Here is a 13,831-nt window from a genome sequence, read left to right as displayed (position 1 = left end):
AAACATGTTAAACCGTATCAAGATTGTCACCAGCTTAATGCTGGTTTTAGCGATATTTGGCCTTTTACAACTCACGTCCGGTGGTCTTTTCTTTAATGCCCTTAAGAATGACAAAGAGAATTTCACCGTCCTGCAAACCATTCGCCAGCAACAATCCACGCTGAACGCCAGCTGGGTCGCGTTGCTGCAAACCCGTAATACCCTGAACCGTGCGGGTATCCGCTACATGATGGATCAGAGCAATATCGGCAGCGGCGCGACCGTTAACGATTTGATGCAAATCGCGTCTACGTCTCTGAAACAGGCGGAAAAAAACTGGGCTGCCTACGAAGCCCTGCCGCGCGATCCGCGTCAAAGCGATGCGGATGCCATGGAGATCAAGCGTAACTATGATATTTACCACGGTGCGCTGGCGGAGCTGATTCAGCTGCTGGGTGCCGGCAAAATCAACGCCTTCTTCGACCAGCCGACCCAGAGCTATCAGGACGGTTTTGAGAAGCAGTATGTGAGCTACCTGCAGCAGAACGACAAGCTGTATCAGACGGCGGTCGAAGACAGCAACAGCTCCTACAGCCAGGCTATCTGGGTGCTGATCAGCGTCCTGATTGCCGTGCTGGTGGTGATCGTGGCCGTCTGGCTCAACATCAAGCAGACGCTGATCTCTCCGCTGAATCGTCTGATCGACAACATTCGCCATATCGCCAGCGGCGACCTGGTGAAGCGCATTGAGGTTCAGGGCACCAACGAGATGGGTGAACTGGCCGACTCGCTGCGCCATATGCAGAGTGAGCTGGTGCGTACCGTTGGCGACGTGCGTAACGGCGCGAACGCGATCTACAGCGGCGCGAGCGAAATTGCGATGGGCAATAACGACCTCTCTTCCCGTACTGAACAGCAGGCCGCTTCCCTGGAAGAGACCGCTGCCAGCATGGAGCAGCTGACGGCAACCGTTAAGCAGAACGCCGAAAACGCCCGTCAGGCGAGCCACCTTGCGCTGAGCGCCTCTGAAACCGCGCAGAAAGGCGGCAAAGTGGTGGATAACGTGGTCCAGACTATGCGCGATATCGCGGGCAGTTCGCAGAAAATTGCCGACATTATCAGCGTGATCGACGGCATTGCCTTCCAGACCAACATTCTGGCACTGAACGCGGCGGTAGAAGCGGCGCGTGCGGGCGAGCAGGGCCGTGGTTTTGCGGTGGTGGCAGGTGAAGTGCGTAACCTGGCCCAGCGCAGCGCCCAGGCGGCTCGCGAAATCAAGAGCCTGATTGAAGACTCCGTGGGCCGCGTGGAAGTGGGCTCAACGCTGGTAGAAAGCGCCGGTGAAACCATGGGTGAGATCGTGAACGCGGTGACCCGCGTAACGGACATCATGGGTGAAATCGCCTCTGCGTCTGACGAGCAGAGCCGCGGTATCGACCAGGTGGGTCTGGCGGTCGCTGAGATGGATCGCGTGACCCAGCAGAACGCCTCGCTGGTTGAAGAATCTGCCGCAGCGGCGGCCGCCCTGGAAGAGCAGGCGAGCCGTCTGACTCAGGCCGTGGCGGTGTTCCGCATTCAGCAGGAGCAGATGAAAGCGCGCGAATTCGCTGCGGCTAAAGCGGTTTCCACGCCGGTGATGGCGCGTAAAACCGCGACGGCCGATTCAGGCGATAACTGGGAAACGTTCTAACCCGGTGCGTTGTGCCGGGTGGCGGCTACGCCTTACCCGGCCTACGGAAGGTTGTTGCAGGCCCGGTAAGCGAAGCGCCACCGGGCGATATCAAAGCGGCAGACGCATGGCACAGCGGGAGTTATACGCTAAGCCGTGCGCTGCTTCTTCTTCACGTTTTTCACGCAGTTCAGGCGTGAGTTCAGCTATGTATTCAAACCCCAGCTTTGCATAGAACGGCGCGTTCCACGGTACGTCCCTGAACGTCGTCAACGTCAGCGACGCCAGCCCCAGCGTGCGGGCATGGTCTGCCACGCAGGCGATGAGTTGCCTGCCGATCCCTTTTCCCTGCCAGTCCAGATCAACCGAGAGTTCGACAATAAACAGTGATGAAGGGTGTGCCTCGGCGAGGATAAACCCGACGGGCTGGCCGTTCGCCAGCGCCAGCCAGCTTAGCCCACGTTCGGCATATTCCAGGTGCTGCTCAGCGGAAATGACCTCACCGTCGGCAAGCCAGGCGAGATCCGGGCTTTCACGAAAGCGCTCGCCCGCCGCGCGTTCAATGGCGGGCAGGGAGGCAACGTCGCCGGGACGCGTGGGGCGGACGGTGAGGTTAAGGTCGACCATTAGCCTGCGCGACTCACAATTTTAATTTCGACCATGCCAATGCCGAGCTCGCGCGGTGAATGGCCGAGAATATTCCCTTCATTGGTGGACTGCGGATCCGGCGGCACGATCACCAGGGTATTGCTGCGCGATGGGTTCTCAAAATGCAGCGTGTGCGTGCTCACGTCGTTCCCGAGCGTCAGCATCTGCTCCTGGCTGCCCACGCGAACCGGTACGGGCTTGTTAGCGTTGGGGCCATACGCTCTGGCGGTGATCACCAGGTCGAATTGTTCCGGCAGGGGATGGGCGTATTCAATTTTCACCTCGTTGCCCAGCTGCGCGTTGGACCAGCGCCCCCAGGACTCCGGACGCGAGATGCCGCTAAACTGCTTCACTTCCTCGGGCGCGCCGGCCACGTTAAAGATAAAGCTGTCCGCTTTGTAGCGAATGTCGTTATCGCTGATTTTCAGCATGTCGACGTTACGCTGATAGCGCGCGGTATCAATCACCGTATCGTTAAACGCGGTTTTGCCTTTCCACTGGGCTTTATCCACGTGCTGCACGGTTTGCTCCCCGCCGAGCTGACCCTGAGAGACGCACCAGTCGGTAGAAAGCGCCAGCGGCTGCGACCAGAGCTGGCCCATCTTGTAACATCTGTCGACCCAGACGAAATTATCGCGTGGGGCAAAATCGGCCAGCTGATAGCGCAGCGGCGCGGAATATTCGCTTTCCGGCAGCGGCTCGACGCGCCCCGCCGACACGCGCACCAGCAGCGGTAGACGGAAGCTGCTGCCCGAGAAGGCAATCGTGTTTTTATCCCGATCGACGGTGAAGTCCTTCATCTCTTTCGGGAAGTTCCACAGGCGGATAATGTCTGGCTTCCAGGCGAGAATTTTATCCTTCATGTTGAGGAACACTTCCGACAGGGATTGCCCCGACAGCGTGCTGCGGCCCAGGCCAATAAAGTTGTCGCCGCCCAGAATGTCCAGCACGGTTGCGCCGTTATCCATGGAGTTGCGTTTGGTGGCGATGACCTCCTGCTGCGGCTGGTCGCCGCGCAGGACGAAGAACAGGTTGCTGCGATCCTGCTTGTTGAGCCGATCCCATGCGCTGTTTTTCATCGCCAGATGGTCAGACGAAACGACGATGACGGTGTTTTTAAACCAGGGCGAGGCTTTGATTTTCTCGACCAGCGCGGCAATGTGCTCCTGGCTGCAGGTCACGGCGCTGAAAGACGTGTTGTTTTTGCCATCCACGTCATAGCTTTTGCGTTTGCAGCTGCGCGAGACGAACCCGTCCGGATGGTGGGTGTCCACCGTCAGCGCAAAGAGGGAGAAACGCTTGCCCGCGCGGGAAAGCTCCTCGAATTTCTTCCAGGTTTCGTCGAGTACCGTATCGTCATAGAAGCCCCAGTCGTTGCGGTAGCTCGGATCGGCAACCGTCGTTTTTAACTCCTCTGAGCCATACAGGTGGTCAAAACCGTGGGATTTCAGGAACACGTCTTTTCCGGCAAAGCGCAGGTTTGCCCCCTGCACGAAATAGTTTTCGTAGCCGGAGTTTTTCAGGATATCGCCGAGGCAAATATTCTGGGGGAAGAACGTCGACATCGAGGCTGAGGCGTTACCTTCAAAAGGCGCGAACAGCGGGATACCGCACTGGGAGGCAACCATCCCGGCAATCGTATAGTCCGTACCCGGCAGCTGCATGGTGTGGCTGAAGTCGAGCCCTTCGTTTTTCAGCGCGCCCAGGTCCGGCGTCAGGTTCGGGAAGGCATCGTTATCAAAGTACGTGCGTTCCAGGCTTTCGCCGTAGATGTAGACCAGGTTGAGCTTCGGGCTGGCGATCGTTTTGGACGGTTCTTTGTAGTAAGCCGCGAAATCCGGATCGCCGTCGCGCGACTGGGATTTCACCAGCTCGGTGATCTGATGGAACGCCGGGCTGGCGTCGACGGAGGCCAGCGCCAGGAATAACGCCAGCAGGCTGTAGCCATGATGGTGCGGAAGATGGCGACGTCGACGCAGCACCCAGGCCAGCGCGCCAAAAATCGTCACCAGCGCGACGATAAGGCCGAGCCCCGGAAGAATGTACTTGCCCACACCCGCGCCCGTCAGGCTGTTCGTTAGCGTGTAGAGCACCGCATCGTTAATACCGTCACCGGTAAAGTAGTCGCTGGCGTATAAGGTAATGTTTAAAATAATAAAAATGCCGAGTACCACCAGCGTGGCGATAAACCACCAGGTGTGACGGCCGGCTTTCCAGGCGTAAACGCCGACAGAAGCCAGAAAAAGGATAAGAGACATGAATTCTGACAACAGCATATCCTCATGACGCCAGGTGCTTCGCTGGCTAACTGTTTATTTTTTGGGTCATACAATGTAATTGCGATGTCGTTAAGCTGCAATTTTAGTGTCACGAAAGTGTGCTGTTGTTAGGATTTGGTTTAGAAAATCGTTTTTATGAAGAAGGTCGCATCCTGACAAACGGACGCTGAGACGGTGGCAGGTGGGAAAAACGTTCGTTTAGCGCCGCTTTGCAAGACTATCGCATTAAACGCGGCGTGTTGTGGCAGAAAAAGGGGTGGATCAGGAGATGAAATTAACGCCTTGTTTCAGCACCAGATCGCAGGCCTTGGTTTTCACCTGTTTTGCCAGAGAAGAGTTGCCGAGGGTGCTCAGGTTAAGCTGCTGCCCGTTTTGCGCGTTAAGCAGGCCCTGAATGCCGTCCATATAGTTGGTGTCCGCTTTTTGCTCCTGGGTATCTAGCCCCAGTTTACCCAGCACCTGGTTTTTCACGTTTTGCGCGTCGGTCACGGAGGCCAGCTTTTGCTTCGCGCAATATTCCAGAATCCCCGCCGCGTTGTTCATCGTGCCCGCGCTAAGGCTCTGAGAGCTGTTGCCCAGCAGGCTGGTGAGGGAAGAGGCGGAGAGTCCACCCTGAGAGCCGCTGCTCTCTTTGGTCAGCTCATTTGCCGCGCTTGACAGGGACTCCTGCCAGGACGCCGCTTGCGCTGCGCCGGTCACCAGCATAGCGCCTAAAAAGGTGCTGATTAGAATCTGTTTTTTCATCATGGCTCTCTCAAAAAGGTCCGTTTTGGGCCGAAGGGTTCCAGTATATACCTATGCCCTGGCGGCGATTCCTGGAACTGTCTTAATACTCTTTGCCGGTAACGCGGCTGCGGTAACTTTCCCAGTCGAAGATGACATAGAGACTGTTACCCAGCTTCATGCGGTCCATGACGCGTTCTCCCAGCAGGCGGGTCATTTCGTCGATATTGTGGTTCGTCAGCATGCCGGTGGGGCGTTTGGACGAGGAGCGGCGGTCGACAATCTGGTTGATGATCACTTTTTCATAGCGGGATTCTGTCTGAACGCCAATCTCGTCGATGACCAGTAAATCGACATTGCTCAGATCGTTGAGCAATTGCTCTTCGCTGGTTTCGCGGTTGCTGAAGGTGTCTTTCATCGCGGACATGATATCGGCCACGGTGATGATAAGAACCGATTTACCCCGCAGAAGCAGCTCGTTGCAGATGGCGGCTGCAAGGTGGTTTTTTCCGGTACCCGGCTTGCCGCTAAAGATAAAGCTGGCGATATTGCCGTCGAATTCATCCACGTACTGACGGGCGGCGGCAAGGGCGTTCATTTGTCCGTTGGTTTCGACTTTATAGTTATCGAACGAGCAGTTCTGGTGCAGGGGACGGATACCGGAGCGGTTAAAGGTGCGCTGCATTTTCATCGCCCGGTTTTCCCTGGCGAGCGCGGCGGCGCGGATCTCACCTTGCTCTTTTTGCCACGCCAGCAGCTCTTCACCCGTGGTGAAAGCGGGCTTCACGTTGGCAGGCATCATTTTTTGCAGACGTTTCATCAGGTCGCCGACGTTCTTCATTTCGCACCTCGGAATCCGCTGGGGATCTGTTTATCCGGTTCTGAAAACGCGTTGATATCGCGTTTGGGCTGGCCGTTGTTGCCGGCGCGGGTAATTTGAAGATGACGCGCGAGCTTTTGCTGCCATTGAATATGGGTGAAGACTTTACCTTCCGCCTGCCACCAGGCGGTAAACGCGGCGAGCTCTTCCGCGGTGGCCGGCTGGGTTAGCGCAATGCCCCACAGCGCGGCCTGCCGCTGAAAATCTGCATCCGGCTGCCAGCCCGCGTACAGGGCAAATTTTCCCATCGGAACGGTCACGGGGACGTTAACCGGTTCATCAAAGAACTGGTTGTCCAGCGTGATATCGCTCGCCGGGCGTGACAGTTGCGCTTCAATCTCCAGAAGCTGTGCCAGGCGTTCCGGCGTGATTGCGTAGAACGCCGGCGCGTTGTCGGCAAAAACCGCAACCGTGCCGCCTTCGGCATGGGTCAACACACCGCGTGGGTCGCGCATAAAGGCATCAATGCCAGCAATGCTGGTGGTCAGAATTCTGGAGGACATAACGCTTACTCTACTGATTACTACGGGCGTGATATGGGCTTATGGTAGCACAGAGAGAGGAAAGGGAAGGAGGGGATTTCCCCGGTGGCGCTGCGCTTACCGGGGCTATGGTCGTAGGCCTGAAAAGCGCAGTGCCATCAGGTATTTATCACGCGATGATGTTCAGGGTCACGTCGATGTTGCCGCGGGTCGCGTTAGAGTACGGGCAAACAATGTGCGCCGCATCGACCAGCTTTTTGGCTTCCGCAGGATCCATACCCTCAACGTGGATGTTCAGTTTTGCTTCGATACCAAAACCGGTTGGCAGCGGGCCAATACCCACTTCGCCTTCAATAAAGGCATCTTTTGGCAGGGTGAATTTGTCGCGTGCGGCCACGAACTTCATCGCGCCCAGGAAGCAGGCAGAGTAGCCCGCAGCAAATAGCTGCTCAGGGTTCGTCACTTCTCCGCCCATGCCGCCCATCTCTTTTGGCACGCCCAGTTTTACGTCCAGTACGCCATCGGAAGAGGTCGCGCGGCCGTCACGGCCACCGGTTGCTTTTGCTTTGGCGGTATACACTACTTTTTCTAAAGACATGGCAGGTTCCTCATCTTGCTTTAATGCGTGCTATTAAATAGCGTGCGATATATATGGGTAATAATCACGCGTAAAGTATAGCTTTACGCGCGGTGTAGCTGTTGTCGCAAAAGTTCGAGCTGCTGTTTGAGCGCCAGCAAAGTGTCGGTATCACACTGCGCTGCGCAACCCACCGCATGGGGAATACCCAATGCCTGCTGCTGAAGTTCACGTCCCGCTTCACTCAGGGTGACGGCGACCTGACGTTCGTCTTTGCGCGAACGGTGACGGTTGATTAACCCACCGTTTTCCAGCCTTTTTAACAGCGGCGTCAGGGTTGCAGAGTCCAGAAACAGGCGTTCGCCGATGTCCGACACCGTGACGTCATCCTGCTCCCACAGTACCAGCATCACCAGATATTGCGGGTAAGTCAGGTTCAGCGGTGCCAGCAGTTGCCGGTACAGCTTATTAAGCGCCAGATTTGCCGAATAGAGAGCAAAGCAAAGCTGGTTATCCAGCTTGAGCGCAGCGGTTGCGTCGTTCGTTTTCGCGTTCATGAGATTAATATAGGTAGTGTGCGATTTAATTGCAAGCAATTTTATGGGCAGGTGTAGCGGAGCGCCACCTGAACGGCCATTTTGCGGTAGTGCTGGCGCTGAGCCTGTTCGTCCGCCCCATCTTCAAACAGGAGCGTGAAGGTGTAGCTGTTGGCAACGTAATGAAAGCTGAAGCTGCTTATCAGGCGGTGAAGATCGCGGGCGTCAACCGTCTGGCTGAAGAGCTGCTTTTCTTTGCCCCGGAGCAGGATGCCCTCCAGCAGGTCGAGCGCGCTACGGTTGACCTGGCGCAGATAGCTCGACTGCTGCATAAAGCGGCCCCGCTGCATGTTTTCCATGCAGATAATCCGGATGTAGTCCGGGTGGTCGGCATGATAGTCAAAGGTGGCTTCAACCAGGTTGACCAGCGCTTCGACGGGGGGCATTCCCGCCAGGCTTAGCGCTTTTTCACTGGCGCGAATCTGGGTGTAAACATGTTCCAGAACCAGGAGATAGAGATTCTCTTTATTCTTAAAATGGTAAACCACCATGCGTTTGGTGGTGCCCGCTTTCTCCGCGATCTGCTCCATGCGGGCACCGTTCAATCCATACTCGGCAAAAAGCGCGATGGCGCTCTGAAAAATTTTCTCTTTCAGGCTGGATTCTTCGCTGTGCTCGGGGTGTTCGCTGCCAGGGTTAGCCACATCCTTTCCTTATTTTCACCAAACGGACCAGAAAGATTATCTCCATGGCAGCGAAATAACACAAATATCAAACGCGTGGGCGTTTGCGGTACAACCACAGCCCGGGGATCGACAGCCCGATAGAGAGCGCGCCGACGATGGACGAGGCCTTAAGAAAGTTGCTCAGGAGGAGGATCATCTGAGGCTCGGTGTAGCCAAAATGGCTGATTTTCACCGCGGAAATCATCGCCGTATAGGCAGATATGCCGGGGAACATTGGGATCACGGCGGCGACGGTGAACACCTTGGGATGCGCCAGATACCAGCGCGACCACTGAATGCCGATACTGCCAACCAGCATGGAGGCCATAAATGTCGACCATTCGATGTTAAATCCTGCGGTCATCATCACCATTCGCGAGCCATGACCAATCGCGCCCAGCAGCGCACACCACCGCAGAGCGCGTTGCGGAACGTTAAACACCATCGCAAAGCCGACGGCAGGAATGGCGGCCAGAAGCATGTCCTGTGCCAGCGCCAGCAGAAAATCTATCACGCCCATCCGCGTAACCCCCAGAGTGTCATGGCCATCACAACGCCGATGCAGGTCGCCAGCGTCAGCAGGCTGGCAATAGCCCAGCGTGCCAGACCGGTATTGATGTGTCCTTTAAACATGTCGGCGACGGCGTTAATCAACGGAAAGCCCGGAACCAGCAGAAGCACGCTGGCGGCCATGGCAATCGTCGGGGTAGTGGCAAACTGCGGCAGGCGCAGCAGCAGGCCGGAAACCGTGGTGGCGACAAACGCGGTAATGCAGAAGTTAATTTGCGGATGCAGCTGCCGGTGCGTCAGCAGCTGGCGAACATACATGGCGATACTGCTGGCGAAAAAGGTGACGATCGCGCCGTCCCAGCCGCCTTTATTGAGCTTACAAAAGCAGGCGCAAGACAGCCCTACCATCACCACGACAAGCCAGCGCGGATAACGCAATGGCTTAATTTGGCTGAACCGTTTTTCAATCTCCCGAAGATCGAGAAGCTTATGTTCAGCAAGGATGACGATGTGCTGCACTTCGGTCACGACGTGCATGTTAATGCCGCGATCATGGTTTTTGCGGGTGGAGGTCAGGCACTGGCCGTCTTTGATCGTGGTCAGCACGATGGCGTTAGATGAAATAGCGCTTTCAACGCTATCCATACCCAGCGCCAGTCCCAGCCGGGTGGAAAGCTCCTCAACCAGCGCGCTTTCCGCGCCGTGCTGGAGCAGAAAAAGACCGCACTGAATACATAGCCGCGTGATAGCACGCTGCGTTGACCGATCTGCCTGCATGTATTGTCCTGAAGAAGGTGGAAAGTTGCCGGTTGGCCCATAGCGATTACTTTTAGCACAAAGTGCAGTGTCTCTTGCTGTGGGCCAGATCAAGGTTTATGCAAACAGTTGCAGCGCCTACGTGCGGAAGGGGTTGGGATTAATTCATCATTCTGGTGAATTATAATTATTGAAAGATAAGTTATATATATTTAGTTATTCTAATTTTATATTGTAGTTATTTTAATGACACTGCAATTAAATTTAATTTCGCTTTGTGAGATATTACTGCTGTTTAGGTATTTCTTAAACTAAGAAAACATCTCATCTTCTGCTTGTATTAACCTGCTTTACACTCAGGGACGAAAATACTCATACGTTGATGCACTTTAACGTTACTCATCACATGAAGAATGGACATGGAGGGTCTATGTTGTCTTTGCACGGTAAGCATAGCGTTATCATTAGCCGGATACCGGTCATGCAAAACGGGTTGGGGGGCGTAATGACTCGCCATTTCCCCGATTTTGAATTGACCTATTGCAGCTCATTGCAGGAGTTAACACTGCTCCAGCTACGCCGCGCTGACGTCATCATTGCCGATATTACAGGCGAATACTGGAATCCTCGGGGCGCGCTCGAAGAGTATTTCAATTTATTGAATCAATACCGGAACATTCACTGGATCTTTTTAGTTTCGCGGCCGCTTAACCCTATTGCCGTTGAGCTACTTGTGCGCCCGGAAAGTACGTTGCTTTCTGATATGGAACCCATTGAAGGCCTGGTTAACGCTATTCGGGCAGGTAGTGAACGCGCAGAGCGGGTAAGCCAGACGTTGTTAACCCCGGAACCTCAAAGTACGGGGGAAGAAGACGAAAACGTTATTGCCCTTACGCACTCCGAACGCAAAGTTTTGCGACTGTTAGGTAAAGGATGGGGGATTAACCAAATCGCCACATTGCTCAAGAAAAGCAATAAAACCGTCAGTGCACAGAAAAACAGTGCGATGCGACGGCTGTCATTACGCAGTAATGCCGATATGTACGCCTGGATAAACAGTACACAGGGAATGCGAGAGCTGAGTTTGATGTCAGCCTATGGAGAGTTCGAGGAATGGAAAAAACCGATTCAACAAGACATATCGCCATCGTCGAAAATTGCACGATGAGTGCTGTTGGGCTGCAGCATCTTTTTGCGATGCCCGGCCTGAATCATTATCAGCTGCATCTGTTTAGTGAATTTGACAGCTTTAAGAAAGCACTTCAGCACATCAATTTTTTCTCGCTGATCTATTCATATTCCGATGCGCGAGAAGAGCGTCGTAGCTGCCTGGCGCACCTGCGGGATTTTGCGTTTACGCATGGCCATATCCAGCGCATTATCCTGGTCGCTGATGAGATGGAAGCAAGATTGATTAGCCATCTTTCCCCGTCACGCCTTCACGGTGTGGTCAGTAAATCGCTGAAGCTTGAGCTCCTGCAGAAGGAACTCATGGTGTTGCTGAGCGAAACCCTGCGCATCAATGACAATATGATGAATCACTGGTACCAGAGTCAAAGCAGAATGTTAAGCCCAACGGAACGGGCAATATTGCGTTATATGTCTTGCGGCTATTCCATTCCTCAAATCGCGGCACAGCTTGAACGCAATATTAAGACCATCCGGGCGCATAAGTTTAATGCGATGGTCAAGCTGGGGGTGAACTCTGACGTAGGGCTGCTCGATGCGGCGGATATTATTACCCATCTTTCAGCAAGAGAACCGCGAAGTTCGATACTCAGCAAGCCGACTTTTTTATAACCTGTCTGTTGCGCGCCAGACAGGTTCTGGCGCATCAATCATATGCAAACATCAACCCATTTTGCGGAAGTTAACTCTGCCATTCTGTCAGGTGAAATACGCACGGCACTATGAATTGCGCCTGCTGCGGGCAGAACTTCGGCGTACTGCTTTAATGAGATATCGCAGTAAACCGCGAGCGGGTTTTCCAGGCCGAACGGGCACACGCCGCCAACGGGGTGACCGGTGATGGTCACCACTTCATCACTGCTGAGCATGCGCGCTTTTGCACCAAAGGTATCTTTCAGTTTTTTGTTATCCAGGCGCGCATCGCCTTTCGCCACAACCAGTATCACCTCATTTTTCACCTTTAATGACAAGGTCTTGGCGATTTGTCCCGGTTCAACACGATGGGCGGCAGCAGCCAACGCAACGGTAGCGGTACTCTGACTAAGTTCAATGACGTCTATATCCGGCGCGTTGTCGGCAAAAAACTGCTGTACAGACTGCAAACTCATTGTTTCCTCCTGACAAATATCCTGCGTAATCTGTCATAAGAATTTATGCTCTGTAAATATCTCTTCAGTAACAAATATCCCGAACGGCTGATTTCTGGATCCTCTTCACAATCACGGAAACCGGTTACAGTAACCGGTTGCAGAGCGAGATGCGTCGATTAATACTGAGTACGTAACGTCCCCTGTATCCAATAATAAGAGCAAATTATGAAACCATTCCGTCTGAGCAGTACCACTGGTACACAAGCCAGCAAGGTTGTGAAGGTGATTTATGGAACAACGTGCGGCGCAAATGCGCCCGTAACAAACGTCTGACAGGAGATCTGCCATGTCTGCCAACCATGCTGCGTTTAACCTGATATTCCGTTTTGTTGAAAATTACGTCAGCCCGATTGCCGGGCGGATCTCTTCCCAGCGTCATGTCATGGCTATCCGTGATGGGTTTATCTCTGCGATGCCATTTATGATTGTGGGTTCGTTTCTGTTAGTGTTCGCATACCCACCGTTTTCGCCGGATACCACCTGGGGTTTCGCCCGAGCCTGGCTGGATATGGCGAAGCAGTTTGAAGGCCAGATCCTGACGCCGTTTGATATGACGATGGGCATTATGTCCATCTATATCTGTGCGGCCATCGCCTATAACCTTGGCAAACATTATGTCAAATCACACCAGTTAGACCCGTTTATGTGCGCCATGCTGTCGCTGATGGCGTTTCTGCTGGTCGCGGCACCGAAAACCAAAGGCACGCTGCCTGTCGATAGCCTGGGTGGGACGGGCATTTTTACCGCGATTCTGGTGGCGATCTACTGCGTTGAGATGATGCGTTTCCTCAAGGCCCATAACATCGGTATTCGCCTGCCGGACCAGGTTCCTCCGATGATCAAAAACTCTTTTGATCTGCTCATCCCGGTGCTGGTAGTGGTGTTGACGCTTTATCCTTTGAGCCTGCTCATTCAGTCTCAGTTCGGCATGCTGATCCCGCAGGCCATTATGTCGGTCTTTAAACCTCTGGTTTCCGCAGCGGATTCCCTGCCTGCGATCCTGCTGGCCGTGTTGATTGGTCATCTGCTGTGGTTCGCCGGGATCCACGGAGCCGCCATCGTCTCCGGGATGCTGCAGATGTTCTGGCTGACTAACCTGGGTGCGAACCAGACCGCGCTGGCCGCCAGTCAGCCTCTGCCGCATATTTTTATGGAGGCGTTCTGGACGTTCTTTATCGTGATTGGCGGGTCGGGCGCCACGATGGGGCTGGTCATTTGCTATCTGCGTAGCCGTTCAGCGCATTTACGCTCTATCGGGCGTTTGAGCGTGGTACCCAGCTTCTTCAACATCAATGAACCCGTTATCTTCGGTACGCCAATCGTGATGAACCCGGTGTTCTTTATTCCGTTCCTGCTGGCACCGATGGTAAATGCCGTGCTAGCCTGGGCGGCGATGACGTTTGACCTGATTGGCCGCGTCATCTCAGTGGTTCCCTGGACGGCACCGGCGCCAATAGGCGCAGCGTGGGCTCTGGGCTGGGATTTCCGCGCGGCTATTCTGGTTGTGGTTCTGGCCTGCGTATCGGCAATCATCTACTTCCCGTTCTTCAAAGTGTACGAGAAACAGCTGCTGGAGCAGGAAGCGGAAGAAGCACAGCGTAACGCGGAAGAGGACAATCAGCAGGTGGCTTAGGTTAAAGCAAAACGGCAACTCAGGTTGCCGTTTTTAGTGTTTGTTCCCTCTCCCTGAGGGAGAGGGGCAGGATGAGGGCATCAGGCCGTGGCCGA

Annotated in this window: 15 protein-coding genes; 4 read left to right on the top strand and 11 right to left on the bottom strand. The window is 54.5% G+C overall.

What is annotated here, in order from left to right:
* Nucleotides 1-4: 4 nt before the first annotated feature.
* The gene (gene tsr, locus M2422_RS11580; protein WP_033146482.1) at nt 5-1,669 is read left to right on the top strand and encodes a methyl-accepting chemotaxis protein; all 1,665 of its coding nucleotides are present in this window, start codon (nt 5-7) and stop codon (nt 1,667-1,669) included.
* Between the two features lie 90 nt (nt 1,670-1,759).
* On the opposite strand, the gene M2422_RS11575 is transcribed toward tsr, so the two are convergent.
* From M2422_RS11575 to M2422_RS11530, 10 genes are all read right to left on the bottom strand, one after another.
* A complete protein-coding gene (locus M2422_RS11575; RefSeq protein WP_064673195.1) occupies nt 1,760-2,275 on the bottom strand; it encodes a GNAT family N-acetyltransferase in 516 nt (171 codons plus the stop codon).
* Nucleotides 2,275-4,566 (bottom strand): phosphatidylglycerol--membrane-oligosaccharide glycerophosphotransferase, encoded by a 2,292-nt coding sequence (gene opgB, locus M2422_RS11570; protein ID WP_047060246.1) that lies wholly within the window; start codon nt 4,564-4,566, stop codon nt 2,275-2,277. Before opgB ends, M2422_RS11575 begins: the two co-directional genes overlap by 1 nt.
* A gap of 270 nt (nt 4,567-4,836) precedes the next feature.
* Nucleotides 4,837-5,319 carry a DUF2501 domain-containing protein gene (locus tag M2422_RS11565; RefSeq protein WP_074399177.1) on the bottom strand — a complete coding sequence of 161 codons (483 nt, stop codon included), beginning with the start codon at nt 5,317-5,319 and terminating at the stop codon, nt 4,837-4,839.
* 82 nt (nt 5,320-5,401) lie between these two features.
* Nucleotides 5,402-6,139 (bottom strand): DNA replication protein DnaC, encoded by a 738-nt coding sequence (gene dnaC, locus M2422_RS11560; protein ID WP_023334409.1) that lies wholly within the window; start codon nt 6,137-6,139, stop codon nt 5,402-5,404.
* Nucleotides 6,136-6,681 (bottom strand): primosomal protein DnaT, encoded by a 546-nt coding sequence (gene dnaT, locus M2422_RS11555; RefSeq protein ID WP_029742210.1) that lies wholly within the window; start codon nt 6,679-6,681, stop codon nt 6,136-6,138. The genes dnaC and dnaT overlap by 4 nt, the downstream gene beginning before the upstream one ends.
* A gap of 148 nt (nt 6,682-6,829) precedes the next feature.
* Nucleotides 6,830-7,258 (bottom strand): organic hydroperoxide resistance protein, encoded by a 429-nt coding sequence (locus M2422_RS11550; RefSeq protein WP_023310299.1) that lies wholly within the window; start codon nt 7,256-7,258, stop codon nt 6,830-6,832.
* Between the two features lie 83 nt (nt 7,259-7,341).
* Nucleotides 7,342-7,794 carry a MarR family winged helix-turn-helix transcriptional regulator gene (locus M2422_RS11545; protein ID WP_064673267.1) on the bottom strand — a complete coding sequence of 151 codons (453 nt, stop codon included), beginning with the start codon at nt 7,792-7,794 and terminating at the stop codon, nt 7,342-7,344.
* Between the two features lie 41 nt (nt 7,795-7,835).
* Nucleotides 7,836-8,477, bottom strand: coding sequence for a TetR family transcriptional regulator (locus M2422_RS11540; protein WP_033144567.1), 642 nt, complete (start codon nt 8,475-8,477; stop codon nt 7,836-7,838).
* Between the two features lie 67 nt (nt 8,478-8,544).
* Entirely contained in the window at nt 8,545-9,018 is a 474-nt protein-coding gene (locus tag M2422_RS11535; RefSeq protein ID WP_023310302.1) for a threonine/serine exporter, read from the bottom strand.
* A complete protein-coding gene (locus tag M2422_RS11530) occupies nt 9,009-9,785 on the bottom strand; it encodes a threonine/serine exporter ThrE family protein (RefSeq protein ID WP_023310303.1) in 777 nt (258 codons plus the stop codon). Before M2422_RS11530 ends, M2422_RS11535 begins: the two co-directional genes overlap by 10 nt.
* Nucleotides 9,786-10,194: 409 nt before the next feature.
* Between M2422_RS11530 and M2422_RS11525 the strand changes: the two genes are divergently transcribed.
* Both M2422_RS11525 and bglJ read left to right on the top strand, forming a co-directional pair.
* Nucleotides 10,195-10,932 (top strand): response regulator transcription factor, encoded by a 738-nt coding sequence (locus M2422_RS11525; RefSeq protein WP_064673197.1) that lies wholly within the window; start codon nt 10,195-10,197, stop codon nt 10,930-10,932.
* A complete protein-coding gene (gene bglJ, locus M2422_RS11520) occupies nt 10,929-11,564 on the top strand; it encodes a DNA-binding transcriptional activator BglJ (RefSeq protein WP_064673198.1) in 636 nt (211 codons plus the stop codon). Before M2422_RS11525 ends, bglJ begins: the two co-directional genes overlap by 4 nt.
* A 38-nt stretch (nt 11,565-11,602) precedes the next feature.
* On the opposite strand, the gene M2422_RS11515 is transcribed toward bglJ, so the two are convergent.
* A complete protein-coding gene (locus M2422_RS11515) occupies nt 11,603-12,061 on the bottom strand; it encodes a YbaK/EbsC family protein (protein ID WP_008502085.1) in 459 nt (152 codons plus the stop codon).
* 328 nt (nt 12,062-12,389) lie between these two features.
* On the opposite strand from M2422_RS11515, the gene M2422_RS11510 reads away from it, so the two are divergent.
* Entirely contained in the window at nt 12,390-13,736 is a 1,347-nt protein-coding gene (locus M2422_RS11510) for a PTS sugar transporter subunit IIC (protein WP_023310306.1), read from the top strand.
* The last annotated feature ends 95 nt before the right edge of the window (nt 13,737-13,831 follow it).

Origin of the sequence: Enterobacter sp. SLBN-59, from assembly GCF_024807915.1 — a bacterium.
Classification (GTDB): Bacteria; Pseudomonadota; Gammaproteobacteria; order Enterobacterales; family Enterobacteriaceae; genus Enterobacter; species Enterobacter asburiae_B.
The sequence above is the reverse complement of the archived record's forward strand: the minus strand, read 5'-3'. Positions and strand labels throughout refer to the sequence as shown.

Coding starts and splice junctions, on each gene's coding strand:
- M2422_RS11565 (WP_074399177.1), bottom strand. CDS start 5,319: ATGAAAAAACAGATTCTAATCAGCACCTTTTTAGGCGCTATGCTGGTG.
- M2422_RS11515 (WP_008502085.1), bottom strand. CDS start 12,061: ATGAGTTTGCAGTCTGTACAGCAGTTTTTTGCCGACAACGCGCCGGAT.
- dnaT (WP_029742210.1), bottom strand. CDS start 6,681: ATGTCCTCCAGAATTCTGACCACCAGCATTGCTGGCATTGATGCCTTT.
- M2422_RS11525 (WP_064673197.1), top strand. CDS start 10,195: ATGTTGTCTTTGCACGGTAAGCATAGCGTTATCATTAGCCGGATACCG.
- M2422_RS11510 (WP_023310306.1), top strand. CDS start 12,390: ATGTCTGCCAACCATGCTGCGTTTAACCTGATATTCCGTTTTGTTGAA.
- M2422_RS11530 (WP_023310303.1), bottom strand. CDS start 9,785: ATGCAGGCAGATCGGTCAACGCAGCGTGCTATCACGCGGCTATGTATT.
- M2422_RS11550 (WP_023310299.1), bottom strand. CDS start 7,258: ATGTCTTTAGAAAAAGTAGTGTATACCGCCAAAGCAAAAGCAACCGGT.
- M2422_RS11535 (WP_023310302.1), bottom strand. CDS start 9,018: ATGGGCGTGATAGATTTTCTGCTGGCGCTGGCACAGGACATGCTTCTG.
- dnaC (WP_023334409.1), bottom strand. CDS start 6,139: ATGAAGAACGTCGGCGACCTGATGAAACGTCTGCAAAAAATGATGCCT.
- bglJ (WP_064673198.1), top strand. CDS start 10,929: ATGAGTGCTGTTGGGCTGCAGCATCTTTTTGCGATGCCCGGCCTGAAT.
- tsr (WP_033146482.1), top strand. CDS start 5: ATGTTAAACCGTATCAAGATTGTCACCAGCTTAATGCTGGTTTTAGCG.
- M2422_RS11545 (WP_064673267.1), bottom strand. CDS start 7,794: ATGAACGCGAAAACGAACGACGCAACCGCTGCGCTCAAGCTGGATAAC.
- M2422_RS11575 (WP_064673195.1), bottom strand. CDS start 2,275: ATGGTCGACCTTAACCTCACCGTCCGCCCCACGCGTCCCGGCGACGTT.